Below are 22,464 nucleotides of genomic sequence, written 5' to 3'. Positions count from 1 at the left end.
GAGGACTGCTTTCACGCGGGTGTGCGGGAGAAGAGGGGCCCCGTCCCGCGCCCCTCCTGCGGGGCGGGGCCCCTCTTCTCCCGCACACCCGCGTGAAAGCAGTCCTCATGTCCACACCCCGCGCCAACGCCATCGACGTCCAATTCCAAGCTGAGAACGCCTGGCGGACCTTCACCAAGGACCGCAACCTGCCCGCCCACCTCGGCCCGTGGACCAACAGCACCGCCCCCGACGGGTGCCAGTACCTGTCCGCGGAGGTGACCGGGCGGGGTGCCGCGCATGCGCTGCGTCTGTTCGCCGGCTCCGACCACCATCAGCTGTCCCTCCGCCATCCGGGGGATCAACGCCCGGCGTTCGATGTGGACAGTCCGGGCCGTACGGGGTTGGTGTGGCGGTCGTGTGGGGTGTGGGTGGAACTCTGGCATCCCGACCCCGTCCCGGCCGTTCCTGCGCCCGCTGAGGCGGCTCCCGCGGCCGCTATGCCGGCTGCCGCGCCCGGCGCGTCCCGGATCCTCGGCAGGGCCTCCGCGCGGCTCCCGTTCGGCCGCCAACGCAAAACCCCCGCGCGGTGACCGCGCCTGTGTGGGCCGGCGACCACGTTGGCCGCGCGTTCACCGGCACCACCACCGAAGCCGCCTGCCCCTGCACCAAAGCCCCGTGCGGCCTGATCGTCGCCGACCGCATCGACGACGCCTGCCCCGACCACGCCACCGCCCGATCCATGCGGCAATCCCACAACCGACGTGACTGCCCCGGAGGACACCAATGACCGACACCCTCAGCACCGAGTACGTCCAGCCCGAAGACCGGCCCGCGGCCTGGGCTGACATGGCAAGCGACCTCGCCGCCTGCGGCCGGACGCACGCTCAGATCGCCGCCGAACTGTGCATCGACGAACCGACCGTCTTCACGCTGCTCGCAGGAAGTCTCCGATGAGTGGCCGACTGCGCACCTTCAGCTTTGGCGGCGGCTGGCAGTCCACCGCCGCGCTGGTACTCGCCGCCCGCGGTGAACTGGACTATCGGACGTTCCTGATGGCCAATGTGGGAGACGACTCCGAGAACCCGGACACGATCACCTACTTCCACGAGTACGCCAAGCCGTTCGCCGACCGTCACGGCCTGGAACTACACCTGCTGGACCGGGTGAAGAAGGACGGCACGGTCGAAACGATCCGCGGTCGGATCATGAACAGCAACGGCAGCCGTCAGACCATCCCCGTCTACCTGTCCAACGGCAAGCCCGGTTCCCGGGTCTGCACCAAGGAATTCAAGATCGATGTGACGGGGGCATGGCTTCTCGCGAACGGTGCCAGCCCCGACAACAAGGCCACCGTAGGCATGGGTATCACCGTCGACGAGATCGGTCGGGCGAACCCGAACAAGGCCATGCCCTACGAGGAGATCGACTACCCCCTCCTGTGGCTTGGGATACGACGCGCCGACTGTCCCGGAATCGTCAGGTCCGCAGGCCTGCCCATGCCGCCGAAGTCGTCCTGTGACTTCTGCCCGATCCGCAAGGTCCACGAGTGGCAGGCCATGCAGGACAACGAGCCGGAGCGGTTCGCGCGAGCCTGCGAGATCGAGGACACGATCAACCGGCATCTCGCAGCGAAGGGTAAGCCGCCGGTGTTCGTCACGCCCTACGGCCGGCCGCTGCGTGAACTCTTCAAGCACGGGCGGCAGCTTCCGCTGATCGATATGGACGCCGAGGCCTGCTCGAACGGCTGGTGCATGACCTGACCCGCCAACCACCCAACCCGCCGGTCCTGGCGGCGGCTATCCGCCAGGGCCGGGCCCGCACCGACCGCCTCCGCCGAGGGGGACCGGTGAGCGCCGAAACCCACCCGAAACAGACACCGATCGCCCGCCCCGGGCCGTGCGAAAGGAACCCGATGACCAACCAGACCGACCGCCACATCGGCCGCTCGTTCCCGGGCATGGGAACCGACATCGAAGACGCCTGCCCCTGCCCGAAGGCGCCGTGTGGCCTCGTCGTCCTGGACGAGGTGACCGAAGCTTGCGACCAGCATCACTGGTCGGCGGCGAAGACGATGCGGCAGGGACACCCGGCCGACCAGTGCCCGGCCGCCGGGCTGCCCGCAATCACCGACCAGACCGCCGACGTCACGCCGCCGCCCGCGCTCACCGAGGAGGGCCGCCTCCGGGCACGCGTCGAGGTGCTGGAAGAGGACGCCGACCGGGACCAGGGTTTGGCCGCCACTGGGGCACGGTGTCTGCTCCAGGGACACCAGGGTCAGATCGAGTCGGGCCGCGCCATCGTCGAAGGTCACCGCTTTGCCCTGTCCGTGAAGCTCGGTCTGGGCACCGCCGCGCCCTGGGACGCGATCCATGAGCGGGTCGCCGACCTCAGCCGTATGGCCGACGAGACACAGCCCGCCGAGACCGAGGCGCACGCGCCGACCACCACGTGGGCAGTCGAAGTCCCCCTCCGCGGAACCTGGAAGACCTCGGGCGGCCCCTACGACGACCGGGATTGGGCCCTCGACAGCTTCGAGCTTTCCAAGCCGCACGCGATCGACCGGCCGGTCCGCGTCGTCCGCGCGACGACGACGTACACCGTGGAGGCCGAGCACCAGCCCGCCGCCGGGGCGCGGCAGGACGGGGCCACGCCGTGACCTTCGCCGACCGTCAGGCGGCAGCCCTCGCCGCCCTCGCATCCCGCACCCCGCCCGGCCGCCGGTTTCCGGGGGAGACGCAGCCGTCCGGGGACATGCCCGTCGACTGGCGGGACGCGGTCGCCTACCTGGATGCCCGGGACGAGGCGGAGAAGGAGACGCACCAGTGACCACAGCCCCTCCACGACCGGGCCCGCCACCTCCGGGTAGCGGGGCCGGCCCGTCCCCGGACGACCCGCTGAAGGGGCTCCCCCTGACCGCCCGACAACTCGACGTCCTCCATCGCATTGCGCAGGGGCAATCGTGGCAGCAGATCGGCAGAGACCTTGGGCTAACCGTGGGCGGGGTGGGTTCGCACAGCAAGCAGATCTTGCGGAAGTTGGGTGCGCAGACGTCTGCGCATGCCGTCTTCCTGGCGTGTGCTTCCGGAATCCTCGACCCGACCCGGCGGCACGGTGACCATGCCGGGTTCGCGGCTCACCGGTACTACGGCGAGGAGCCGTGTGAGGCGTGTTGGGAGGGCGAGCGTGCGTACAGGCGGGAACGCCGCGCCGCGCGTAAAGCCACCCAAGACAGCTCGGAAATCCGGACATCTTAGACACCCGCGCCGGCGGGCAAGACCGATCACGCCCGGAAGGGGCCCTCATGCACCGAATACCCCCGCTCCTCGCCGAATGCGTCCTCGTCGGCGCCATCGCCGTAGGTACCAGCTGGACGTGGATCGCCCTCACCAGCACCAGCGCTCTGTCTCCGGGTGCGGTCATCGTCTGCATGGTCATCACTGTCGCCGTCGTCTTCGCGGTGGAGGCCGTGGCCGGGCAGGTACGCCGTGGCCGGCGCCGACGAGCGCACGCCCGACCCCACACCACCAGGAAGGTCTCCTAATGCTGTACGACGCCCTCGGCATCACAGGAGCGGCGCTGTCCGCCGTAGCGGCATTCGCCTACGTCACTGGGCGGTTCCGCAAGCACCACATCTACGGCGTCATGAGCGTCGGCTACCTGCTGTACACGCTGGGCAACGTCCTCTCGCAGGACACCGTGTCCGCGGGGATGGGCGCCGGGTTCACCACCATTCTGGGCTGGCTGTGGTGGAAGGGCGGCGGCGGGGACGACACGAAGCGCCGGCTGAAGTCGTGGGCGTCCCGGTTCCAGGGCGTCCGCCGGACCGCACCCACCCACTCGTGACCCCACAGGAAGGCCACCAGATGACCGTCGACCTCGTCACCGTGTACGCCTGCCGGACCGCCGCCGCCTCCGCGTTCGCTGGCGGCGCGTCCCTCACGATCGCCCACGAGTGGATTCCCGGGGTGCTGCTGCTGTGGCTGGTGCCCAGCCTGCTCCTCGTCGCCCAGCTGGCCCGTCACGCCCCCGCCCGACCGGACGGAAGGAGCAGCTCGTGAGCATCTGGGCTACGTTCTTCGACCTTGAGGACAATCCGCCTGGCGCCTACCAGGGTTCTCACATCCTGCCGTCCGAGGCTGACGTGCGGGTGGCCAGCGACGAAGCTCCCTCGCTGGCGCAGGTTCCTTCCCACATCACTCGCGACGGTCGTGACGACCAGCCGGAGGACGGGCAGCCGTGGCCGTGGCTGCGGTTCTCCCTGGGCGTGGAGGATCAGGTGCTGGACCGCGGGCAGGTAGAGCAGCTGCACGCTGCTCTGGGGGCCTGGCTGGAACGGACGGGGGACCAGGCGTGACGGCGGGTGGGTCGACGTCTCGTGAGGCGGCCCGGCTGCGCGCGGCTGCCCGCCGGGGCTGGTGGCGGACGGTTCTCCGCTGGTGCGGCGTGCACAGCGTCGACCGGCGGCTGGAGGCGGCCGCGGTACGGCAGGAGCAGGGCAGCCTTGGCGAGCAGTGGACGGCGGAGCTGCTGACGCGATTACCGGCCGGGTGGCAGGTGTTCCACGATCTGGCGGTGCCTGGCCGGCGCTTCAACGTGGATCACGTGGCGATACCCCCGTCGGGGGACGGCCTGGTCGTGCTCGACTCGAAGAAGTGGCGGAAGTCGTGGGAGGGCCGCCCCTGCCCGACGGTGCTGCTCCGGGGTCGGGTGCACTGCGGACGGCAGGACCGGCACGAGCAGGTGGAGAAGTTCGCCGGCTACGTGTCGGGGACCGCGGCAGCCCTGGGCGTGCCGGCGGGGATGCTGCTGCCGGTCATCGTCGTCCACGGCTCACCAGTCGCCGGCGGGCGCCTGGACGTGCCTGTGCCGGCGTGGGAGCGGATGGTGCACGTTCTGGCCGCGGATCGGCTCCTGGCGACGTTGGTGGGCATGCCGGGAGGGATGGGTCCGGTACAGCCCAGGGCGGTCGACCTGGCGGCCCGGGTACGGCGGACCCTTCCCCGGTATGGGAGTGCGGCGTAGCCTGCCTGTGTGCCACCCGGGGAGATCGTGACCCGTCACCGAAGGCTTCGGCCCAGGTGGCGGGTCCTTTTTTCATGACCCTAGGATCGAACACATGAGCGACCTACCTCCGGAAGAACGTCTCGCGAAGCAGCGTGTCCTGCGGGAGTGGCTGGCCTGGCAGCTACGGACGACGGACGCGACGATCCGGACGCTTGAGGTCGAGGTGGAGAAGGCGCAGCGGCAGGCGCAGCGGGCGTGGCAGGAGGCGCGGTGGAAGCTGGAGCCGGCCCGGAACCGGCGTGCGGTCCTGCATCGGGGCGGGTGCGGGATCTGGAAGGGGGAGGCGGGGTTCCTGGAGCGGTCGGAGGTGATGCACGCGCTGGCGGACGAGACGCTGGTCGTGGAGATGTGCAGCGTGTGCAACCCGGAACCGGGCCTGCGTGAGTAAACCGTGAGGGAGGATGCCCCCATGACGGATCAACCCACGTACACGCCGTTCCCGGACTACACCCAGGAGGACATCGACGCGCTCGTCTCCTTCATTCAGGCCCGGGTTAAGCCGTTGCGTGACGCAGCGAGGTACGACTCGGAGGACTTCAAAGCCTTCCAGGCCCTGCTTGACGTCACCGTCCACATCAAGGGGGCTGCGCAGTCGGAGCTCAAGCAGGGCGACAGCCCATCGTTGGAGTTTCATCACCTGGCGCTAGCCGCCCGACAGTGGGACGATCACGCCGACTTTCTGCCCGCCTGGAAGCCGTACGGCTGATCGCACGACCGCCCCGCTCGCGACGGGGGACGCGGACGGGGCGGAAGGCTGGACCTGACCGTCGGACGCTGGCCACATCGAACGAGGTTGCCCTCGCCCGCGACCGAATCCCCTTCGGCATCGCCGACGGTCACGCAAGACCCGATGTTGATCAGGAGCGCCCGCGGTCGCTCACACCGGGTTGATCGCACACCTACCTCCGGCAAGGAGGCCAGGCTCGGCGCGCACTCCCATGGTGGCACGCCCCGCTGACAGGCGTCCCCCTGGAGCTGTTTCAGCCGCGGAGGACGTAGTTCTTGCGGAGTGTGAAGTTCGCCAGCATCTGCCGCAGCCCCGGAATGTCGAAGTCGGCAGTGAACTTGCCGCCCTCGCTGGTGGGCGGGTTCGAGCGGTTGGGTGAGCAGAGCAGTGGGCGGAGGCCCGCCTTGTTCTTCACGCACTCCCCGGCCTCCACCGTCCCGTCGCGGTCGAGGTCGGTGTTGGGGTGGTCGAGGCCGAGGATGTGCCCGAGTTCGTGCGCGGTGGCGTCCTTACGGCGGGCTTCGTTGACTGCGGGGGTGGTGGAGAACCAGTTGGGGATCGTCCAGTACTCGGAGTCCATGAGGATGTGCCCGCCCCACGCCGAGTTGTTGGCGGTGGCGTAGCAGGGCCGGGCCTGGCTCATGCCGCGTTGGCCGAGGGGCTGGTGGAGGTAGTGGACGATGATGCGGTGCCGGGGCGGGCACGTGCCGAGGGGCGTGGTGTCGAGGGTTTGGGTGACGGTGATACGGACGCCGACTTGGGTGGTGACTTGGGCGGCGGGGGCGGTGAAGTAGCCGGCGAGTTTGCTGCGGGCGGTGGTGCTGGCGAAGACGATCTCATAGGGGTCGGGGGAGAGGCTGTAGATGTTGTGGCTGGTGATGGCTTTCCAGCCGGTGCCGCTGTAGTGGGGGCCGGGGAGGCTGGCCGCGGTAAGCGTGAGGGCGCCGGCGAGGGCGGCGGTGAGGGTGGTGAGGGCGCGGATGGTTCGTGCGGGTATGCGAGGCATGCCCTTCAGTCTGGGCACGAAACCGGCACCCGTTCCCACCGCTCAGGGGCGGGGCCTCCACCGGCCGTGGCCGTCGCCTTCGAGGTCGACGCCGCAGTCCACGCACAGCGCTGATGTGTCCGGCAGCTGCCCCATTTCCACGATCTCCGTGTACTCCTGGTGCGGGCACCAGTTCTCGAGGACGTGCCACACCCACTGGCCGTCCGGGGAGATCGCGGTGCCCTTGTGGCCGCCGACAATGTGCAGGCCGAGGTGGGTGGGGATGGGCTGGCCGGTGCCGACAACCTGGAAGCTGCGCCGCATCGACTCCATGTTCTCGGGGCGCGGCTGGTACCAGACGTCCACGGCTCCGGGCCGGCGGACCGCGGTGTGGAGGATCTCCCCGGTGAGGTCGATGCCGTGGGGTCGGTCATCGATGGGGAGTTCGGTGCGGTGGATGACGGCCTGGTCTGGGGAAGGGCTCATGGTTCCACGGTCGCGCGTTGTGGGCCGCCTGTTCCCTCCGCTCATGGCGAGGCCCGGCAGCGGCGCTGGGGGCGTGCTGCCGGGCCGGTCTGCCGCAGGGTGGGTTAGCCCCAGGCGGTGTCGTACGGGGCGACGGACGGGCCGTCAGAGCCGTTGCTGCCGTCGGTGGGTGGGGTGCCCCAGGCGGTGTCGTCGGTGGACCCGCCGCCGCTGGTGTCGGGGGCGGGTGCGCCCCAGGCGGTGTCGGGTGGGGCAGCCGCGGTCGCGGCGGTGGGGGCGGTGAGGCCTCCGAGGGTGGCGGCGGCGGTGAGGGACACGCCGGCGAGGAGCCTTCGCAGTGGCTTCACGGGCTGATCCTTTCTGCGGGGTGGAATGCATAGCGGGGCGCCTGGTCCCGAATCCTCGTTGCCTTGGTCCTGCTGCGAATCCCTTTTGCCCTTCACGGCTGTTACCTGGCAGTAGTCGTGTGGGGTGTGGGGGAGGACTTTGGCTACGAGCGTCGGGGGACGCCCCACGGCTACGTTGCCTTAGGCTGGTTGCACACTCAACGGGTTGGTCGTGCGGGTGTTCGCAGTGCGGTAATCCGCAGTTGATCTCTGGTGTTTGACGGGGGAACCGGAAGCTTTGGCCATAACCAGTGCGCACGGTGACGGCAGGGAATTGTCGGAGAATGCGCTCCGCCTGTACGGGGCCTGCGCTATCCGAAATGCCGAACAAGTCGAGGCGATCAAAGCCGCTCATCCTGAAGCGCACGCCGAACTCGTCGACTGGGGACTCATCGCCCTCGACCAGCCGGCTGACACTGTGCCCGCGGTCCGGGACCCCAAGGGGGCGTTGCAGCGCCGCTTCGACGACGTCCTGAACGCCGCCGAACGGCAAGTGGCCCTGCTGAAGGCGCTGCCGGAGCTGGCGCAGCAGCTGTCCCACGCCTACGACTCCGTCCAACTCCGCATCCCGGGCACCGCGTCGGTGTACCTGGACGACTCGGACGTCGTGAACGCCCGCCTCCAGGACGTCGTCGGCGGAGCAAGGCGGGAGATCCTCGCGTCGCAGCCGGGCGGGCCGCGGGACCAGGCGCTGCTGGACATTGCGATGCCCCGGGACGTGGCAGCGTTGGACCGGGGGGTGGTGCTCAGGACGATCTACCGGGAGACGGTGCGGGATCACGGGCCGACGGCAGCGTATGCGGCTCAGATGACCAGCCGCGGGCCTGGCCGGTCGGCGCAGTACCGGACGATGCCCGGCAAGTTCGAACGGATGATCATCGTGGATCGGGAGACGGCGGTGGTCCCCGACTACATCGTGGCGGAGTCCCCACCGCACGCCGCGTGGATCATCACGGATCCGGCGTCTGTCGTGATGCTGGCCCGCGCGTTCGAGGCGACGTGGATGCGGGCGCAGCCGTGGATGGGGCAACTCCGCGCACGTCGTGGGGATGCGCGGGACACGGTGGGCTCACGTGCGTCGGCGCTGGACGGGGTACGGACGACACGCCGGCAGCGGGAGATCATGCGGAACCTGTGTGACGGCTACTCGCAGGAGACGACGGCGAAAAGGATCGGGGTGTCGAAGCGGACCCTGGAGGATGAGGTTGCGTCGATGAAGGAGCGTTGGGGGGTGGGCTCGATGAACGAGCTGATCTTCCACTATGCGCAGTCGCCGGATTGCCGGGTGGATGACAGTGCCTCCGCGGCGGGGCCGGCGGGGGCGGAGTACGAGACGACAGCCTGAGCGGGCGTCAGTGCGGCTGTGGCGTCTTGCTGCGGCCGCTGTACCAGGGGAGCGCCAGGCCGTCGTTCTCGGCCCGTGGTACGAGGTGCAGGTGCAGGTGGAACACGGACTGCGTGGCTGCCCGACCGCGCGAGGTGATCAGGTTCATGGACCCCGCCGGGTAGCTGCCAGCGAGGTCGGCGGCGCGCAGCATCGTGGTCGCGGAAGTGGCGGGGTCGGCCACGAAGTCAGTGACGTGGGCCTTCGGAATGACGAGCAGGTGGCCGTCGACGACGGGGTTGAGCGGGACGATGGCGATCGTCTCGGGCCAGTCGCGGACGATGTTCGCGGGGGCCCGTCCGGCAGCGATCTCACAGAACGGGCAGGGCGTTGTATCGGCGGGCTTAGGCATGGGTTTCTCCGGTGTGGTGGTGGGCGTCGCGGTGGGCCCCGCACAGGGTGCCGAAGTCGTCGGCGCGGCAGGGGCCGGTGCCTTCGTAGGTGTGGTGGGCGATGGTGGCGACGGGTATCGCCTCCTGCCCGGGAAGCCGGGCGGGCGTGGGGAGGGCGAGGCGTTCCTCGATGGACTCGACCCGAGCCGGGACACGGCGCCGGGCCGTACGGCTACTCACACGCCCTCCAGGCCGCCAGCGACCAGACGCAGCCGGGCACGCTGCGGCACGGGCTGCTTCCCGGGGATCGGCCAGTCGTCCGCGCGGACGCCGTACACGGGCGGCTCCCAGCTGTCCCACGTGTAGTGGCGGTACAGGTTGACCCAGTTGGCTTCGAAGTAGCAGGGAAGCAGCCCGCCAGCGTTCGGGATGGGTTCGGGTGCCGCCTCGTTCTGTGCCTTCACCTGCTCCTTGACGCGGGCGGCGTGGTCACGGTGGCGTTGGCAGAACCAGTGCCACCGGTACCAGCCGGTGCCGGGGAGTTTCTCCAGGACGCGGTGCTTGCCATCGGCGCCGCACACGTTCTCCGTGTTCCGGAAGTCCTCGGCGTCGCGCTTCTCCTGCTCCAGGCGTTCGGGCAGCGACATCTGCTCGGGGGCGTAGACGCGCTCCTTGTATGGGCGCAGTCGGGGACCGATGCAGAGACGCTTGGAGGGGTCGTAGCCGCCGGGTTTCTCGTCGTCGGGGACGTAGCGGGGACGGTCGTGTTCGAACAGGTCGCGCAGGACGTCGGTGTACCGGTGCCTGTCGTCGTGGCCTATCGCCTTGCGGAGGTTCCGCCACTGCTCTTTGGGGCTGTCGGTGGGCTGGAAGGTGATGACGTAGGCCATGGCGAGGAGGAGCTGGCGGGACTTGGCGTCGGCTCGGTCGTCTTGGTAGATGCGGCTGGCGAAGTCGGCGAAGTCCTTCCCGCCTCCGCCGCCGCCTCCCTTGGTCTGCGGGTCGGGTGGCGTCTGCTGGGTGTGGGCGAGGTGCAGTGCTGCTCCCACGGTCAGGCCTCCTCGGTGTTCTGGTGGGCTGCTGCGCGCCTCTTGGCGGCCCAGTCGGGGTCGAAGGCCATGGCGGGCCCACGGGGCGGTGGGGGCTGCCTCCAGGCCCGCACGTTGGCCAGGGTGCGCCGCGGGTAGACAGTCCATATCCAGGCCAGCGCGAGGAGGATGATCGGGGCGGCGGGCCAGAACTTCCAGGTGCGCCAGCCGGGGGTGACGGCGTCCTCGGCCCAGGACAGGAGGCGCGGGCCAGCTTCCCGTGCTCCGAGGGTGTAGCCGGCGGCGAGGAGGGCCAGAGCGGCGGCCGCCGCGGTCCAGGCGGTCACGGTCGGGTCCTCTCGGGTACGTGGGCGGCGTGCTTGAGGTAGGAGCCGTACGCTTCCTCCGCGAACCGCCAGCCAGCAGCCGTGATCCGCATGGGCCGCCACGTCGTCGGCTCCACCAGCGTCTCCAGCTCTCCGTCGTGGTCCAGGTACAGGCCGACACCCCAGAACCCGAACTCGATCAGCGTTTCCGGCATGCGCGGCAGGCGGGTGACGATGAGGGAGCGTTCACAGAACGGCGCGTACGAGGTGACGTTGCCGAGGGCGGTCGCGCAGGCGGTGGCGGAGCGGACGGTGGCCCGGACGACACGGCAGGGGCGTAGCGCAATGCGGGTGACCTTGGGGTGGTGCCGGTGCCCGGTGATCCGGAAGACGCCTGGGGGCGCCTGCCGGACGACGTTCTGCTGGCGGATGGTGAGGGCCTGCCAGGGGATGGGTTCGGCGTGGGGGAGGTGCAGGCAGGTCTCGATGATGGACCAGTGGGTGAGGGATCCGATGCTGCGGTCTTGGCGTCGGGCGTGTTCGGTGGGGTCGATGGTGAGGTGCAGGGTGGCCTTGGCGTAGCCGCGGGGGGACGGCACGGGCACGGTGTCAATCACAGGCGGCTCCTCTCGGCTCGTCGGGCTCGCATGCGGTCCTTGATCTGCTGCTGGGTGGGCTGCTCCCACTGATGCCAGCCGGCGACACGCGGTCTGTGTATCTCTCCACGGACGATCTGTCCGACTAGCGATCGGCTGACGCTGAAGGTGTCGGCAACTTGCTTCTGAGTGAACCTGCCTGTTGCATAGCGCACCTTGATCGCTCGGACCTGATCCTCGGAGATCTTCCCGGCGGGGTTCTTCAAGCCGTATAGGGTGCGGCCGTGCTCGTCTCGATCGCTGGAGTTCTGCCCAGGGGTGCCCCAGGCGAGGTTCCAGGCGGCGTTGTCGCTCTTGTCTCCGTTCAAGTGGCGGACCTGATGAGACGCCAAAGGCTTCTCGCCGTGAAAGGCTCGGCACACAACCACGTGTACGCGGTAGTTCTTCTGGTTCCGGGGTCGTTGACGTGGACCAGAGAACGTCATGTAGCCGTTGCTGTTGGGTGACAGGGAGAGGAACTTACCTGAAGGCCCTTGGACTCGCCCGTCGCCGTAGATCACGTAGTCTGGGAGATCGTCCAGTGTGCGCGTACTACCGGCGTTGATCTCATCGTCAAGAACGGCAGACGACCAGCGCTGCATGTGGTCGGCCTTGGTGACACCGCACCAGCGGCAGCCAGACGGCTCGGGCGAGCGATGGACTCGCTTCGGCATCACGCCTCCGTCACGGCCAGGATGGCCTTGCAGGTGTTGAGGTCTTCCTCGGCCCGGGTGAGCAGTTCGCGGCCGCCGGCCCAGATCCGGGTCCGCGGCTGGTCCTCGGCGAAGACGACCAGGCCGTGCTCGATGTGGAAGGTGCGGCCGTTGACCCGGGCGGTTTCGGCGTTGCTCCAGTCGCGGGCGCACAGCCAGATGGTGAGGTCGGCCCAGTACGGCGGGCAGGGGGTGGACCAGATGGGTTCGCCGTTGTCGAAGGTGGCGGTGTAGGGGAAGACGGGCCGGGTCTGCTGGCAGTGCTGGCAGCGGCCTACCTTCTGGGGTTCGTCCATCAGGCTGCTCCGTTGTCGGGCTCGCCGGGCGCGACGTGCTGTCGGTCAGCGGCGTGCTTGCGGGTCAGTTCGAGGGCCTGCGCGCGGACGTCCTCGGGGACGCTGGTCGCGGTGACCCGGACCCAGTGGTCGCAGTCGCACGGGTTGAGGCCGTGCCAGCGGTTGCCGTCGCAGTCGGTCTCCCACTCCACGGTGACGGGGATGGGGTCCATGACGGTGAACTCCTGCCAGTCGCCCCACGTGTACGAGGGCGGCTTCCCGCAGGCGGCGTGGACGAGGACGGCCTGGCCTTCGTCGATCTCCAGGAGGTAGTTCTTGTCGCCGGGCGGGCACTGGCAGGCGGTGTCGTCGTAGTCGGGGTTGTCGTCGGAGGGTTCGGCGGGCTCAAAGGCGAGGGTGGTCATTGGTTCTCCGGGGTGTGTGGGTGGGTCCAGTCGACGGTTGCGAGGTAGGTGACGGCGATGGTGATGGCGGCGATGACCGGGCCAGCGAGCGAGGCGGGTATGTCGACGAGCGTCATCAGGCGTCTTGCTGCTCCAGGCACTCGCAGTCCCCCACCACCTTCGCCTCGCACACATGACCACCGAGCGGCACGCCCATGTCGGCGTGCAGCCGGTAGCGGTCCAGAGCGGAGTCGAACTCGTGCCAGAACTCGCTGCTCTCGCCATGCCGGTCGTACTTGTCCCGCTGCGCCTTCAGCCACGCCTCGAACTCGTCGCCCCGACGCGGCTGCACCCCGGCGGGCTGGTGCTCGCGCGCCAGGGCGGCCAGCCAGTCCGGCCACCAGCTGACGTCTTCGCGGTAGTCCTGATCGATGGGCGCGTCGGTGAGCTCGCCGTCCTCACGGACCCAAACCCCGTACAGGCGGGCGGTCGCACGGTCGGTGAGGTAGTGGAAGACGACGCGGGCTGGGCGGATGTGGCCGCTGCCGTACTTGTTCTTGACGTCGGGGTGGCCGGACAGCTGGAGTTCGACGGACCGGGACAGGGGTGTGGCGGTGGGCTTGGCCATGCGGGGCTCCCGGGGTTGGGGCGTAGTGGGTAGCTTGGCGCGGTTCGGGCCGCGGCTTGCCTCCGCTCGTGATCGCGGATGGCGGGGTGGCGGCGGGAGGTCTGAGGCAGGACTCCACAGTACCGCACTAGACATGGCAATGCCACGCGTAGGTGAGGAGTGGTGGACGTGAAGACGCCCCCGGCAGTGGGAGCCGAGGGCGTCACCAGCACTTCCCCTCACCGCGTAGGAACGGATCATGGGGGCGCTTAGAGAGCAGCCCCACAAACTCGGGCTACACGAGCAGCATGCCCCACACCGGGGCGGGGCTTCCCCTGCTACATCTCGACGCCGATCGGCCCGAGACCGCTGTGGGCTCGGTTCAAGGCGCTGTACAGCTGCTGCGCCGCCTCGCGGGCCTCACCCAATCCGTGGAGGGCCTCGCCGAGGTCCTGGTCGAGGGTGCCCTTGTCGCTGCGGAGCCGGCCCGTCTCGTTGAGGTCGGCGAGCAGTCGGCTGATCTGTTCGAGGGCCTGGGGGAGCATCATCGCGAGTTCGGACAGGTTGCCGACGACGTTGTAGGCGTCGCCCGGGTACTGCCAGTCGTCGCCGGCCGCGCGGGTGCGGTGGTTGAGGGCGCGGACAGTGGAGGCTGCTTCGGCGGCCATCTGGGAGGGGCTGCGGTCGAGGTCCATGACGGGTACTCCAGGGCGTTGTCGGTCGGTGGAGCCAGTCTTTCGGATGGGGTGGGCTGGTGGGGCGGTAGGCCGCAAGTGCGGTGTTGTGCCTGGCCGGTACGCCTGTGCGCCCCCGCGGGCTCTCTCCCCGGCCCTGCAATCGCGCCGCACCGTCGAACGTATAGCGGATACACGGGCGCAGGCGTGCGTGGGCGTGGGGACGGGTCGGACTGCCCGGAGGGCGAGTCGGGGGTCCCGGAGACGGGGGTGCCGATCTACCAGTGTCCGGACTGCCGGGACTACTGGGAGTGGAGACAGAAGGGAGCGTGAGCGTCACAGTCCGGTGACTTCCCTCCCGCTCGGTGGCCGTGGCGCCGGATGATGCCCGCAGCGATCACCATCCCTGGGGGGACTAATGCACCGCACCACCACCACAGCCGCTGCTGTGCTGCTCGCTGTTCTCGCCGCCGGCTGCTCCAACGACGGAGACGGGGGAGGGGCCGGGGACGGCAAGGAGTCGAAGCCGTCGGCCGCGGGCCTGGCGAAGACGTGGACACCGAAACTCGAGCAGGTCACCGCCGGCGCGGACGACGCCGTCTGCAACGAGGTCGGCGACAAGGCCTGCGCCACCCACCTGACGGACATTGCGCTGGTGGTGGGGGAGCTGGAGCAGGCCGTGAACGACGCCGGGGGCACCGCAGAGTATCCGCGGACGGTGGCGGAGATCGGGAAGGTGAATGCTGCCGTGGACGCGTACACGGAGCACGAGTGCCTGGACGACGAGAACGCGGGCGTCTCGGGGTCGCCGTGTCCGGATGATGCGCAGACGATCCTGACGGGCGGCCAAACGCTGGTGCTGGCGCTGCAAGCCGACGAAGGGGCGTGAACGGTCAGGTCTCGGGCTGCCAGCCGTAGCCCTCCGCTAGTAGCTGCACGACGGGACACGTCTCGTGGTCGTAGAAGTCGACGCGCTGGTCGTAGTCCCCGTCGTCGTCCCACACAGGGCAGGAGTGCGCACGGCCGGCATGCAGCTCCAGCAGCTTCCGGTCGGCGGCGCAGCGACGGCGTACCGAGGCGGGCCCCTCGCAGTCGCACAACGTGGCGCCGCCCTGGAGAACGGTCATGTCGATGAGGGTGGTCCCGTGGAAGGAGCACTCCGCGTCGTGCCAGCGGTCGGCGTCGGCGTCCGCCTTCGTCATGGCGCGGTCCAGCCAGGCGGCGATGTCCTGGGCGGTGTGGTCGGTCACGAGGGGCTCCTTGGGGCGAGGGGCGTACGGTCATCGTCCTCTGCTGCGCGCCGGCCGTTCCCTACGGAGCCTAGGGAACGAGAGTCGGAAGCCCTGCCAGCCTGTTCGTATGAGTATCGACATGGAACAGCTCGGCGTCCCGCCGTTCGACTCCGCAGCGGGTGGCCGCTGGATGCAGCAGCAGGCCGTCTTCAAGGCCCTCACCTCGAGCGGTGAAAGCTCTCAGGTCGTGGCCGCCCTGACCGCGCTCGTCGCCGCGTTCGACAACGTCGTCGCCTTGCACGAGGGCCAGCCGGAAGGTACGTCCGCCCGGAACAACGTCCTGGGATACCTGGACCGGCTGACCGGGGTGCACGTGTACGAGGGCCTGGCGGGACTTCCGCGGATCAGCAATGCTCCCGCGTGTGCGGCCAAGGCGTGCGGGCACTCCCGGCAGGCGCACGTCGTCGACCCGGACCTCTGCCGCGACTGCGTGGGGTTGGACGCCGCCCACCACGGCTACACGCCGGGTACCTGCTGACCGGTTAATCCTGCCGGGTCACGGCGCGGTGGGCGGCGGGCTGCTCTTCGAAGGTGCACAGGTTGTGCCCGGCGGGCTTCTGGCACTGGAGGCCGTACCCGTCGAACTCGCTGCGCGGGCACTGCTCGGGCGGCCGGTGCGGGTTGTTGAAGCAGGTGTCCGGGTCGACGCCTTCGCAGCTGTCGCAGGCGTGCGTCTCGGCGGCTGCCGTCTCTTCGAGGATCTCTCGGACGGCCCGGCACACCCGCTGGTGCTGCTGCGGGTAGGTCGGCCGGTCGGGCCCGGGGACGGCGATGGCGTCCCAAAGGGCGTCGGCGTGCTGCACGGACAGGCCGTGTGCCGTCTCGGTGGCCTGCCGCGCCCCGACGGCGGTGTGGTCGCAAGGTGCGTTGCAGGCGTGGCACCACGGATCTCCCGCCACCAGCGGCGAGTGGTTGGCCCGGTGGTCGGCGCGGCCGTCGTGGTCGCCCTTGGGGTGGGTGCAGTGGGCGCAGCGCTCGGTCTCGGCGGGCTGTGTCTCGTCGGCCTTGCGCCGCAGCCCCAACACGACGTCGCGGACGGCGGTGCAGTACCTGGGATCGCTGCCGGGGTCGAGGGAGTGCTCTAGCGTCCGCTCGAAGAAGTCGGCGGCCCCGCGCAGTGCAGCAGGCCCGGCGGTCTGGTCGGTGGTCGCGGGCAGCACGGCGGCCGGGTCGTGCAGCCGTGCCTCCTCCGCCAGCCACCCCGGCCAACCGTCCGGGCCGCCAGCGAAGTGCACGGTCACCTGGCCGTCAGCAGGGCGGCCGAAGCGCGTCCACTCGCCCGTCACAGCAGCAGACACCGACGCCGGCATACCGGCCCGGGCCGCGCTGTACACGAGCTCAATCACCGACGGGCGGACGCCGACACCGGGGGCGTGGCTGCCGTCCATCTCGTCCTCGGTGAGGATCGGGGCGCCGGTGATGCCGTAGCGGATCTTCGTCGCGTAGGGGGTTCGGGCGGTCTGGTTGGTCATGGTGGTCTCCTGACGGAGTGGGGCGTGGGTTCAGTCTGGCGCGGGGATCGCGGTGGGTTCCCTGCGCGCGGCGCCCCCAGAGCTGACTGGGGGCGCCTGTGGATCGCTAGCGGCGGGCTCGCGGACGGTTCATGACGGCTTGGCGGGCGAGGGACCGCTGATGGTCGGAGACTTCGGTGATCGCGGCTTCCCGCGGCGGCGGTACCGGGCTTGCGGGCCGCTGTACGGGCTTCGGACGCGGCTCCGGTGCAGGAGCAGCCTCCGGAACGCTGACGGGCGCCTCCGCGGCCCTGGCTGCCCGCTTGTCGCTGGCCCGCTGCTCGCAGGAGATGCAGGGCTGGCCGGTGTCGACGTTCGTCCGCTCGTCGCAGCGTTTGTCACCGCACTCCGCGTCCCACTTCAGCATCGCCACGAGGACGCCTACAGGCTTCTCGATGGGGCCGGCCTGGTCGCGGCGGGCGTAGTACTTGTCCCACTTCGGCATCAGCCGGTACTCGACCAGCTGCTCCACTGTCCGGCCCGCGGGGTTGTCGTGGTCGAGGCTGGTCAGGACGGCGTCCACGAGCGGCTTCGGGAGCCCGTTCGGTACGAGGGCTTTCAACGGTGCGGGGAGGGCGGCGACGAAGGCGTCGTACTGGCGGCGTTGGGTTCGGGAGAAGGTGGGCTTGGTGTTGCTGGACGCGGCGGAGCCGCCAGCACGCGAACCCCTACTACCGGTAGAAGGCCTCCGGCCGTCAGTAGAAGAAGAGGGTTCTGGAGCAGGGGTCTGGTGCGGGCTCTGGATATTGCGCAGCGCCCGTGCTGCCCGACTCGCAGCATCCGTGCTGCTCCCCCTGGCAGCATCGGTGCTGCCAGCCCCCTCCTCTGCGTCTTTGGACGAGCCCTCGCGAGCAGCCTTCACCGCCTTCGGGTTCACGCCCTTCGGCACCCCGCCACGGCGCTCCACGCCCTGCGCACGCTTCTCCGCTCGTCGCGCCTCGATGACCTGCTTGGCCACCTCGGCGGCCTTCACGCCGGACGGCAGAGGGTCCTTCCACTCACCGTTCCCCTGCCACATCAACGGGGCGTCGTGCAGGTGGAAGACGTTCGCCTCGTTGTTCGTCGGATTCGCCGGGTCCCGGCGCTCCTCGACCGTCACCATGCCGGCGACCTCCATCTCCACCAGCGTGCGGTCCACAGTGGAGACGGACACGCCCATCTGAGCGGCCAGCTCCTTCCGGTACGGCTTGCCACGCCTAGTGTTCCTGACCTGCGTGTCCGCGTACGTCACCAGGATCGAGTAGAGCGTCCTCGCGTTCGTGGAGTACCGCGGGTCACACATCCACACAGCAGCGACCATCCCGAACGGCAGATTGCCTCCACGGCGAACTTCGGGGTCCAAACTCACAGGTCACACCCCCTGGTCTCCTGCTCCTGCTTGCGTCCCACGCCACCGCGGCGCGGACCGGATCGGAAGTACTCCAGGAAGACCTCGGTATCCATGGTTGCGGCTTTGCCAGCCTTGCCGTAGGGGTGCTTCTTCCCGGGTCCGAAGGGCCAGTCAGGAGATCGAGAGATGAAGCGGACCCCTTCACGGGTAATGCTGTCCACCAAGCCCAGCTCTTCCAGGAGCGCAGCGCCGCTGGTGAACGTCACGATCGACGGCAGAGGTGCCCCAGGCTTGCGTTCCTCCACGATCCGCGGTGTGGACCTGATGATTGGGGCGTTTTTCTGCTTCGGCAGGGGAAGACGCTTGCGACGCGGCTCCGGCTGATCAGCGGGAATCTCCGCTGGATCGATGGGGAGGCCCGTCTCTCGGTTCACCCACTCGTTGATCGGTAGGGCGTACAGAGTGCTGGCCCTGCGCGGAGCGCCAGGCATCACCAAGTGCCGTGCTCCGACGATGACGATCAGTCCCCTGATGAGCAGAGCGTTGATGTTCTTCTCAACCGATGACGGGGAGAACGGCGCAACACCGACAGCGTCCAAAGCTGTGAACGGTCGGCCCGTGAAGTGCTCTTTCAGTACTTCAAGCAGGCCATCCCCGCGCTGCTCGCTGAACGGCTCGCTGCTTGCTCGCTGTCCCAACGGGACCCGGTGGCGGTGGGTATGCAGGACGTTGTAGAGCGGACCTTCGGTCTGGATGGCCTGCCGCTCCGCACGTCCCGCCTCGGCTCGGTTGGGGTACCAGTGCACGGTGTTCGACCGCACCTTGGGCCACCACGTGGTCGCATAGTTCCGCGCGTGTTCCCTCCAGCGGATCTGTAGACGCTTGGTGATCCCGACGTACAGGAGTTCTCCGTCCTGTCCGTAGAACCGGTACAGCGCAGTGCGGGAGGGGCGAGGGCCGGAGCGGACTACCTGATTCTTCGGCCTGCTGGACATAGCAGGTACAGTCATGGCTAGACCTTGCTTTCGCGAGTGGGTCTCGGGTCAGCGGACTGCAATCCGCTGGTTGTGCTCGAACGGCCGGCCTGAGGTAGCTGCGACCTCCCTCAGTGGTCGGCCGTTCTGCGTTTCCGGGCACTGGGCTGCGATCCAGGCCCGTATCGCGATCACCGGTCTGTCCTGCGTGCCCGGGGCTTCTTGTCCGGTCCGCGGCGGTGCGGGTTGGGTGGGTGCTCGATGAGGTGCTTGATGAAGACCTCAGTGCGCATGCTGCGGGCGTTGACCACCCGTCCGTACTCGTAGGGCCGTCCCTCGCCTCGGTCACCGAACGGCCAGGTCGTGTCCTTCCTGGCGCGTGCGAGATGGCGGATCTTGTCGCCGGTCGCGCCGGGGAAGAGCCCCAGGTCGTGGGCGATGCGGGCGGCCTCGGTGAAGGTTGCCTCGGCGGGCAGGGCGCTCCAGTCGATGGCGTCGTTGGTCACGAGATCGTCCCCCTCTGCGAGGGACTTTTTACGAGTCTCGTGAAAGCGCGTAGGCTCACGCTGAACTCCTAACCGGGTTCCCCTGTCGGCGACGTGATTTCGCAGGTCAGCGCCTTCAGGGAGGCCGGCCGTTCCCTGCCGGGGGCGGTCGGCCGTGGTTCGTTTCGATGTATCTAACGGGCTCCACCCCGACGGGGCATGCCCTTTGATCTACTCGGTGTCAACCTGCCAGAGGCCGGCAGCCCAAACGTCTTCCCAGACCTCGATCGGACCTTCGTCGTCGGAGAAGGTGTTCACAACAACCAGCACAGGCACGGGTGTGCCCGGCTCGACATCGATGCGTAGGGCTTCCAGTTCGTAGTCCTTGGCCAAACGGGCACTCCGCCGCTCCGGCGACTTCGTGACCGTCTTCCCGGTGCGAGCCTTGTAGACCTCCTGCCAGAACTGGCCGAACGGCTCTGTGCTGAGTAGCTCGGGCACATCACCGAGGGCTCGCATGTGGATGCATGAGACGGCGAATACAGTGCGCTTGCCGTCACGTACGAACGTCCTGGTGCGAACCACAACCTCGTCCCGGAAATCCACGCCGAGTTGCTCGACCAGGACGGGATCGTCGATCGACCGCAATGCAGCGGTGTGATCCACAGACTTCTCCCCATGTCCGTACGGCTGGCCGGTACGTTCGATCCGCTTCAGACGGGCCGATGCGGAAGAGGCCACGCCCGGTTGCTCGGCAACCACGGTGCCTACACCCGGCTTCGGCACCGTGAGACCTTCCGACTTCAGCAGCCGGTAAGCACGGTTCGCGGTCGTGATCGACACCTTGAACTTCTTGCAGACCTCGGACATCGGTGGCATCTCCTGCCCGGGAGCCAGCTCGCCATCAGCGATCAGCTTTCGGTAGTGGCTGGCGATATCCGCGTATCCGGTGCGCTTCGGCTTGTTTCCGCTCATCTTCACCTTCTCTCTGTGTGGAGCGCTTGCCTTACCAGGTGTAGGGCTCTACTCTAAGGGGTGTCGGGGCGCGAACGCAACGACAGCCAGGACCAACGTGGCCCAGTACGCCAAAGGGCCCAGGTGGTTGCACACCTGGACCCCAAGGGGGCCCCGTAGGACCCGGCAGATCGCTACCAGCCTGAACAGGAGCGACTGCTATGAAGCACCGTATCCGACCGGTACAGCACTCCACCATGAGCACCACGCAGGCCGATGAGTTCCTGCGCCGGGCGAAGGCGCACGACGCCACCCGCACCGTCCTGGAACGCTTCCCCGCCGGCAGCCCCCGCGGCTCCTGGCCCGCTGAGAAGTTTGCCGCCGACCGCCGCACCGCCGGCCAGCCCGCCGAGGTCGTCATGGACCTCCACACCGACAGCTTCCTCGTCATCGTCCGGGGAGGTGCCCGGTGATGTTCAACCACGACGCCGGCCACTCCCACGGCTCCACCCTCGGCTTCGTCGCCGGCTGCCCCCTCTGCGACGCCGCGAAGACCGCCCGGAACCAGGCCATCGCCCACATCGCCGAGGCCATCCACCTCCTGTCCCTGATCAACCCCACCGGCGCCCGGCCCACGCTCCGCCTCAACCTCGCGCCGATCGACCTCACCGGCGACGACACCGGGAACTGCCACAGCATCGACCTCACCTCCAAGCAGGCCGAGACCGTCGCGGACGCCGTGGACTCCGTCAACGCCCACGCGGGCAGCGAGCCGCCCGACGACGCCCCCATCGACGGGCTCCTCGCGGAAGCAGTCGACGCCGTCACCAGGGCAATTCCCATCGACGAGGACAGCCTGAAGCGGCGGAAGGCCAAGTTCGAAGCGTGGATGGAGGGCCAGGCCGGAGAGGCCATCGAGTCCGGGGAGTGGTCAGCAGCCGCGGTCGCCCACAAGAACCCGCAGTTGTACGCCGACGTCACCGACCTGTTCCTGCTCCTCGACCCGCGCGAGATCACCCGCACCGTCCTGGACCACCGGCAGGTCGACATGCTGTACGCCGTCCAGGCCCTGGACGACATGTACGGCGACGTCCACGACCCGTACGCCGACGAGGACGGGGACCTGTGATGGACGTTCACACCCCGGCCAACGCTGTCCCCCCGGTGGACGGGACCGAGCTCGGCGACTGCCTCGAAGACCTCGCCGACATCCACCCCGGCATCGACCTCATCCGCGACGGCCTCCGCCTCCTCGCCCACGACCGCCTCGACCTCAACCAGACGCAGGTCCTCCTCGCCACGCTGGCCGGCTCCCCGGACAGCACCGATCTCCTCGGCGCCATCGGCCACCTGATTGCCCGCCTGTCGAACCCCGACACCAACCCCGCCCTCCGCCAGCTGCCCCTCGACCAGCAGAAGACCGCCGCCCACCAGGGCTGGCTCACCACCCACAACCTCACCGACCCCGACCTCCGCAACAGCGCCGCCAACGCCAACGCCGCCCTCGACCAGTAAGGACCCCGCAATGACCACCAAGACCGTCACCATCAACAGCCTCATCACCGACTACGCCCAGGACATCGCGGCTGAGGCCGGACTGGACGCCGCCGACTACCCGAAGACCGCCGCCGGCCTCTCCAAGCTCCTCACCGACGTCGCCCACGGCATCAGCCGCATCGACAACATCCACAGCTGGCTCACCGACGCCGCCGCCGACCTGGACGCCCTCCACCGGGTGGACGCCACCAGCGACCAGCGCAACGCCGTCCTCGCCCGCGTTGACGCGCGCCTCTACGAGGCCCACTACGACCTGACCTGACCACCCCGACCGGGTCCGGCCCCCGACACCCCCCGCGGGGGCCGGACCCGGTCGGGGTGGTCAGGTCAGGTCGTAGTGGGCCTCGTAGAGG

39 protein-coding genes are annotated in these 22,464 nt (G+C 69.0%); 20 read left to right on the top strand and 19 right to left on the bottom strand.

Translation table 11 applies throughout. The annotated features are described in order from the left end of the window. Positions 1–107: 107 nt before the first annotated feature. The 13 genes from DMH12_RS24985 to DMH12_RS24940 all read left to right on the top strand — a co-directional run bounded on the left by DMH12_RS24985 (position 108) and on the right by DMH12_RS24940 (position 5,752). The gene (locus tag DMH12_RS24985) at positions 108–572 is read left to right on the top strand and encodes a hypothetical protein (protein ID WP_125493709.1); all 465 of its coding nucleotides are present in this window, start codon (positions 108–110) and stop codon (positions 570–572) included. A gap of 193 nt (positions 573–765) precedes the next feature. Then, positions 766–936 (top strand): hypothetical protein, encoded by a 171-nt coding sequence (locus DMH12_RS39190; protein ID WP_185832515.1) that lies wholly within the window; start codon positions 766–768, stop codon positions 934–936. Beyond that, positions 933–1,742, top strand: a complete 810-nt coding sequence (locus DMH12_RS24980) for a phosphoadenosine phosphosulfate reductase (protein WP_125493708.1) — start codon at positions 933–935, stop codon at positions 1,740–1,742. Before DMH12_RS39190 ends, DMH12_RS24980 begins: the two co-directional genes overlap by 4 nt. 152 nt (positions 1,743–1,894) lie before the next feature. Beyond that, positions 1,895–2,638, top strand: a complete 744-nt coding sequence (locus tag DMH12_RS39470) for a hypothetical protein (protein WP_221763139.1) — start codon at positions 1,895–1,897, stop codon at positions 2,636–2,638. Further along, entirely contained in the window at positions 2,635–2,808 is a 174-nt protein-coding gene (locus tag DMH12_RS39185; protein WP_185832514.1) for a hypothetical protein, read from the top strand. The genes DMH12_RS39470 and DMH12_RS39185 overlap by 4 nt, the downstream gene beginning before the upstream one ends. Beyond that, positions 2,805–3,236 carry a helix-turn-helix transcriptional regulator gene (locus tag DMH12_RS40535; protein ID WP_185832513.1) on the top strand — a complete coding sequence of 144 codons (432 nt, stop codon included), beginning with the start codon at positions 2,805–2,807 and terminating at the stop codon, positions 3,234–3,236. The genes DMH12_RS39185 and DMH12_RS40535 overlap by 4 nt, the downstream gene beginning before the upstream one ends. Before the next feature lie 47 nt (positions 3,237–3,283). Continuing rightward, a complete protein-coding gene (locus DMH12_RS24965) occupies positions 3,284–3,523 on the top strand; it encodes a hypothetical protein (protein ID WP_125493707.1) in 240 nt (79 codons plus the stop codon). Then, positions 3,523–3,825: a hypothetical protein gene (locus tag DMH12_RS24960; RefSeq protein WP_125493706.1), complete on the top strand. Its 303-nt coding sequence runs from the start codon at positions 3,523–3,525 to the stop codon at positions 3,823–3,825. Before DMH12_RS24965 ends, DMH12_RS24960 begins: the two co-directional genes overlap by 1 nt. Beyond that, positions 3,822–4,040, top strand: coding sequence for a hypothetical protein (locus DMH12_RS24955; RefSeq protein ID WP_125493705.1), 219 nt, complete (start codon positions 3,822–3,824; stop codon positions 4,038–4,040). Before DMH12_RS24960 ends, DMH12_RS24955 begins: the two co-directional genes overlap by 4 nt. After that, positions 4,037–4,336 carry a hypothetical protein gene (locus DMH12_RS39175; RefSeq protein ID WP_185832512.1) on the top strand — a complete coding sequence of 100 codons (300 nt, stop codon included), beginning with the start codon at positions 4,037–4,039 and terminating at the stop codon, positions 4,334–4,336. Before DMH12_RS24955 ends, DMH12_RS39175 begins: the two co-directional genes overlap by 4 nt. Next, positions 4,333–5,004, top strand: a complete 672-nt coding sequence (locus DMH12_RS24950) for a nuclease-related domain-containing protein (protein ID WP_185832511.1) — start codon at positions 4,333–4,335, stop codon at positions 5,002–5,004. The genes DMH12_RS39175 and DMH12_RS24950 overlap by 4 nt, the downstream gene beginning before the upstream one ends. 94 nt (positions 5,005–5,098) lie before the next feature. After that, positions 5,099–5,434, top strand: a complete 336-nt coding sequence (locus tag DMH12_RS24945) for a DUF6233 domain-containing protein (RefSeq protein ID WP_185832510.1) — start codon at positions 5,099–5,101, stop codon at positions 5,432–5,434. 21 nt (positions 5,435–5,455) lie between these two features. Continuing rightward, positions 5,456–5,752, top strand: a complete 297-nt coding sequence (locus DMH12_RS24940) for a hypothetical protein (protein WP_125493702.1) — start codon at positions 5,456–5,458, stop codon at positions 5,750–5,752. Between the two features lie 274 nt (positions 5,753–6,026). Here DMH12_RS24940 and DMH12_RS24935 read toward each other — a convergent pair whose 3' ends face one another. From DMH12_RS24935 to DMH12_RS24925, 3 genes are all read right to left on the bottom strand, one after another. Then, a complete protein-coding gene (locus DMH12_RS24935) occupies positions 6,027–6,779 on the bottom strand; it encodes a hypothetical protein (RefSeq protein WP_125493701.1) in 753 nt (250 codons plus the stop codon). A gap of 42 nt (positions 6,780–6,821) precedes the next feature. Further along, positions 6,822–7,244, bottom strand: coding sequence for a hypothetical protein (locus DMH12_RS24930; RefSeq protein WP_125493700.1), 423 nt, complete (start codon positions 7,242–7,244; stop codon positions 6,822–6,824). Between the two features lie 104 nt (positions 7,245–7,348). Further along, entirely contained in the window at positions 7,349–7,591 is a 243-nt protein-coding gene (locus tag DMH12_RS24925; RefSeq protein ID WP_125493699.1) for a hypothetical protein, read from the bottom strand. 277 nt (positions 7,592–7,868) lie between these two features. Here DMH12_RS24925 and DMH12_RS24920 point away from each other — a divergent pair, with 277 nt between their 5' ends. Then, a complete protein-coding gene (locus DMH12_RS24920) occupies positions 7,869–8,975 on the top strand; it encodes a hypothetical protein (protein ID WP_125493698.1) in 1,107 nt (368 codons plus the stop codon). Positions 8,976–8,982: 7 nt separating this feature from the next. On the opposite strand, the gene DMH12_RS24915 is transcribed toward DMH12_RS24920, so the two are convergent. The 10 genes from DMH12_RS24915 to DMH12_RS24870 form a co-directional block, all read right to left on the bottom strand. Further along, entirely contained in the window at positions 8,983–9,366 is a 384-nt protein-coding gene (locus DMH12_RS24915) for an HIT family protein (protein ID WP_125493697.1), read from the bottom strand. Next, the gene (locus tag DMH12_RS24910) at positions 9,359–9,586 is read right to left on the bottom strand and encodes a hypothetical protein (protein ID WP_125493696.1); all 228 of its coding nucleotides are present in this window, start codon (positions 9,584–9,586) and stop codon (positions 9,359–9,361) included. Before DMH12_RS24910 ends, DMH12_RS24915 begins: the two co-directional genes overlap by 8 nt. Beyond that, positions 9,583–10,395: a hypothetical protein gene (locus tag DMH12_RS24905; RefSeq protein ID WP_125493695.1), complete on the bottom strand. Its 813-nt coding sequence runs from the start codon at positions 10,393–10,395 to the stop codon at positions 9,583–9,585. Before DMH12_RS24905 ends, DMH12_RS24910 begins: the two co-directional genes overlap by 4 nt. 2 nt (positions 10,396–10,397) lie before the next feature. Beyond that, positions 10,398–10,721, bottom strand: a complete 324-nt coding sequence (locus DMH12_RS24900; RefSeq protein WP_125493694.1) for a hypothetical protein — start codon at positions 10,719–10,721, stop codon at positions 10,398–10,400. Beyond that, positions 10,718–11,317 carry a hypothetical protein gene (locus tag DMH12_RS24895; protein WP_125493693.1) on the bottom strand — a complete coding sequence of 200 codons (600 nt, stop codon included), beginning with the start codon at positions 11,315–11,317 and terminating at the stop codon, positions 10,718–10,720. The genes DMH12_RS24900 and DMH12_RS24895 overlap by 4 nt, the downstream gene beginning before the upstream one ends. Continuing rightward, a complete protein-coding gene (locus DMH12_RS24890) occupies positions 11,314–12,009 on the bottom strand; it encodes an HNH endonuclease (protein WP_125493692.1) in 696 nt (231 codons plus the stop codon). Before DMH12_RS24890 ends, DMH12_RS24895 begins: the two co-directional genes overlap by 4 nt. Continuing rightward, on the bottom strand, positions 12,009–12,344 hold the full coding sequence (locus DMH12_RS24885; RefSeq protein WP_125493691.1) for a hypothetical protein: 336 nt from the start codon (positions 12,342–12,344) through the stop codon (positions 12,009–12,011). Before DMH12_RS24885 ends, DMH12_RS24890 begins: the two co-directional genes overlap by 1 nt. Next, complete coding sequence (locus tag DMH12_RS24880; protein ID WP_125493690.1) at positions 12,344–12,748, bottom strand: hypothetical protein; 405 nt, start codon at positions 12,746–12,748, stop codon at positions 12,344–12,346. The genes DMH12_RS24885 and DMH12_RS24880 overlap by 1 nt, the downstream gene beginning before the upstream one ends. A 115-nt stretch (positions 12,749–12,863) precedes the next feature. Further along, entirely contained in the window at positions 12,864–13,355 is a 492-nt protein-coding gene (locus tag DMH12_RS24875; protein WP_125493689.1) for a hypothetical protein, read from the bottom strand. A gap of 317 nt (positions 13,356–13,672) precedes the next feature. Continuing rightward, positions 13,673–14,029 carry a hypothetical protein gene (locus DMH12_RS24870; RefSeq protein ID WP_125493688.1) on the bottom strand — a complete coding sequence of 119 codons (357 nt, stop codon included), beginning with the start codon at positions 14,027–14,029 and terminating at the stop codon, positions 13,673–13,675. Between the two features lie 397 nt (positions 14,030–14,426). Between DMH12_RS24870 and DMH12_RS24865 the strand changes: the two genes are divergently transcribed. Further along, on the top strand, positions 14,427–14,897 hold the full coding sequence (locus tag DMH12_RS24865; protein WP_125493687.1) for a hypothetical protein: 471 nt from the start codon (positions 14,427–14,429) through the stop codon (positions 14,895–14,897). Positions 14,898–14,901: 4 nt separating this feature from the next. On the opposite strand, the gene DMH12_RS24860 is transcribed toward DMH12_RS24865, so the two are convergent. Further along, positions 14,902–15,258: a hypothetical protein gene (locus tag DMH12_RS24860; protein ID WP_125493686.1), complete on the bottom strand. Its 357-nt coding sequence runs from the start codon at positions 15,256–15,258 to the stop codon at positions 14,902–14,904. Positions 15,259–15,367: 109 nt separating this feature from the next. On the opposite strand from DMH12_RS24860, the gene DMH12_RS24855 reads away from it, so the two are divergent. Next, positions 15,368–15,778, top strand: coding sequence for a hypothetical protein (locus DMH12_RS24855; RefSeq protein ID WP_125493685.1), 411 nt, complete (start codon positions 15,368–15,370; stop codon positions 15,776–15,778). A gap of 4 nt (positions 15,779–15,782) precedes the next feature. Here DMH12_RS24855 and DMH12_RS24850 read toward each other — a convergent pair whose 3' ends face one another. The 5 genes from DMH12_RS24850 to DMH12_RS24830 form a co-directional block, all read right to left on the bottom strand. Further along, positions 15,783–16,772 (bottom strand): hypothetical protein, encoded by a 990-nt coding sequence (locus DMH12_RS24850; protein ID WP_125493684.1) that lies wholly within the window; start codon positions 16,770–16,772, stop codon positions 15,783–15,785. Positions 16,773–16,878: 106 nt separating this feature from the next. Beyond that, entirely contained in the window at positions 16,879–18,093 is a 1,215-nt protein-coding gene (locus tag DMH12_RS39170; RefSeq protein ID WP_185832509.1) for a hypothetical protein, read from the bottom strand. A gap of 62 nt (positions 18,094–18,155) precedes the next feature. Beyond that, positions 18,156–19,136, bottom strand: a complete 981-nt coding sequence (locus DMH12_RS24840; protein WP_185832508.1) for a GIY-YIG nuclease family protein — start codon at positions 19,134–19,136, stop codon at positions 18,156–18,158. Positions 19,137–19,306: 170 nt separating this feature from the next. After that, positions 19,307–19,621: a hypothetical protein gene (locus tag DMH12_RS24835; RefSeq protein WP_125493682.1), complete on the bottom strand. Its 315-nt coding sequence runs from the start codon at positions 19,619–19,621 to the stop codon at positions 19,307–19,309. 210 nt (positions 19,622–19,831) lie between these two features. After that, entirely contained in the window at positions 19,832–20,575 is a 744-nt protein-coding gene (locus DMH12_RS24830) for a GntR family transcriptional regulator (protein ID WP_125493681.1), read from the bottom strand. A gap of 263 nt (positions 20,576–20,838) precedes the next feature. Between DMH12_RS24830 and DMH12_RS24825 the strand changes: the two genes are divergently transcribed. From DMH12_RS24825 to DMH12_RS24810, 4 genes are read left to right on the top strand one after another with little or no spacing between them, the layout of a single operon-like run. Continuing rightward, on the top strand, positions 20,839–21,027 hold the full coding sequence (locus DMH12_RS24825; protein WP_260474332.1) for a hypothetical protein: 189 nt from the start codon (positions 20,839–20,841) through the stop codon (positions 21,025–21,027). Continuing rightward, entirely contained in the window at positions 21,027–21,683 is a 657-nt protein-coding gene (locus DMH12_RS24820; protein ID WP_125493679.1) for a hypothetical protein, read from the top strand. The genes DMH12_RS24825 and DMH12_RS24820 overlap by 1 nt, the downstream gene beginning before the upstream one ends. Beyond that, a complete protein-coding gene (locus tag DMH12_RS24815; protein WP_125493678.1) occupies positions 21,683–22,069 on the top strand; it encodes a hypothetical protein in 387 nt (128 codons plus the stop codon). Before DMH12_RS24820 ends, DMH12_RS24815 begins: the two co-directional genes overlap by 1 nt. A gap of 10 nt (positions 22,070–22,079) precedes the next feature. Next, a complete protein-coding gene (locus DMH12_RS24810) occupies positions 22,080–22,373 on the top strand; it encodes a hypothetical protein (protein ID WP_125493677.1) in 294 nt (97 codons plus the stop codon). The last annotated feature ends 91 nt before the right edge of the window (positions 22,374–22,464 follow it).

The organism is Streptomyces sp. WAC 04229 (genome assembly GCF_003947455.1).
Lineage (GTDB): Bacteria > Actinomycetota > Actinomycetes > Streptomycetales > Streptomycetaceae > Streptomyces.
Note: the sequence above shows the minus strand (reverse complement) of the source record. Positions and strands in the feature narration are given on the sequence as shown.

Coding starts and splice junctions, on each gene's coding strand:
- DMH12_RS24985 (WP_125493709.1), top strand. CDS start 108: ATGTCCACACCCCGCGCCAACGCCATCGACGTCCAATTCCAAGCTGAG.
- DMH12_RS39190 (WP_185832515.1), top strand. CDS start 766: ATGACCGACACCCTCAGCACCGAGTACGTCCAGCCCGAAGACCGGCCC.
- DMH12_RS24980 (WP_125493708.1), top strand. CDS start 933: ATGAGTGGCCGACTGCGCACCTTCAGCTTTGGCGGCGGCTGGCAGTCC.
- DMH12_RS39470 (WP_221763139.1), top strand. CDS start 1,895: ATGACCAACCAGACCGACCGCCACATCGGCCGCTCGTTCCCGGGCATG.
- DMH12_RS24965 (WP_125493707.1), top strand. CDS start 3,284: ATGCACCGAATACCCCCGCTCCTCGCCGAATGCGTCCTCGTCGGCGCC.
- DMH12_RS24960 (WP_125493706.1), top strand. CDS start 3,523: ATGCTGTACGACGCCCTCGGCATCACAGGAGCGGCGCTGTCCGCCGTA.
- DMH12_RS24945 (WP_185832510.1), top strand. CDS start 5,099: ATGAGCGACCTACCTCCGGAAGAACGTCTCGCGAAGCAGCGTGTCCTG.
- DMH12_RS24940 (WP_125493702.1), top strand. CDS start 5,456: ATGACGGATCAACCCACGTACACGCCGTTCCCGGACTACACCCAGGAG.
- DMH12_RS24935 (WP_125493701.1), bottom strand. CDS start 6,779: ATGCCTCGCATACCCGCACGAACCATCCGCGCCCTCACCACCCTCACC.
- DMH12_RS24930 (WP_125493700.1), bottom strand. CDS start 7,244: ATGAGCCCTTCCCCAGACCAGGCCGTCATCCACCGCACCGAACTCCCC.
- DMH12_RS24915 (WP_125493697.1), bottom strand. CDS start 9,366: ATGCCTAAGCCCGCCGATACAACGCCCTGCCCGTTCTGTGAGATCGCT.
- DMH12_RS24890 (WP_125493692.1), bottom strand. CDS start 12,009: ATGCCGAAGCGAGTCCATCGCTCGCCCGAGCCGTCTGGCTGCCGCTGG.
- DMH12_RS24885 (WP_125493691.1), bottom strand. CDS start 12,344: ATGGACGAACCCCAGAAGGTAGGCCGCTGCCAGCACTGCCAGCAGACC.
- DMH12_RS24880 (WP_125493690.1), bottom strand. CDS start 12,748: ATGACCACCCTCGCCTTTGAGCCCGCCGAACCCTCCGACGACAACCCC.
- DMH12_RS24875 (WP_125493689.1), bottom strand. CDS start 13,355: ATGGCCAAGCCCACCGCCACACCCCTGTCCCGGTCCGTCGAACTCCAG.
- DMH12_RS24870 (WP_125493688.1), bottom strand. CDS start 14,029: ATGGACCTCGACCGCAGCCCCTCCCAGATGGCCGCCGAAGCAGCCTCC.
- DMH12_RS24865 (WP_125493687.1), top strand. CDS start 14,427: ATGCACCGCACCACCACCACAGCCGCTGCTGTGCTGCTCGCTGTTCTC.
- DMH12_RS24855 (WP_125493685.1), top strand. CDS start 15,368: ATGAGTATCGACATGGAACAGCTCGGCGTCCCGCCGTTCGACTCCGCA.
- DMH12_RS24850 (WP_125493684.1), bottom strand. CDS start 16,772: ATGACCAACCAGACCGCCCGAACCCCCTACGCGACGAAGATCCGCTAC.
- DMH12_RS39170 (WP_185832509.1), bottom strand. CDS start 18,093: ATGTGTGACCCGCGGTACTCCACGAACGCGAGGACGCTCTACTCGATC.
- DMH12_RS24840 (WP_185832508.1), bottom strand. CDS start 19,136: ATGTCCAGCAGGCCGAAGAATCAGGTAGTCCGCTCCGGCCCTCGCCCC.
- DMH12_RS24830 (WP_125493681.1), bottom strand. CDS start 20,575: ATGAGCGGAAACAAGCCGAAGCGCACCGGATACGCGGATATCGCCAGC.
- DMH12_RS24820 (WP_125493679.1), top strand. CDS start 21,027: ATGTTCAACCACGACGCCGGCCACTCCCACGGCTCCACCCTCGGCTTC.
- DMH12_RS24815 (WP_125493678.1), top strand. CDS start 21,683: ATGGACGTTCACACCCCGGCCAACGCTGTCCCCCCGGTGGACGGGACC.
- DMH12_RS24810 (WP_125493677.1), top strand. CDS start 22,080: ATGACCACCAAGACCGTCACCATCAACAGCCTCATCACCGACTACGCC.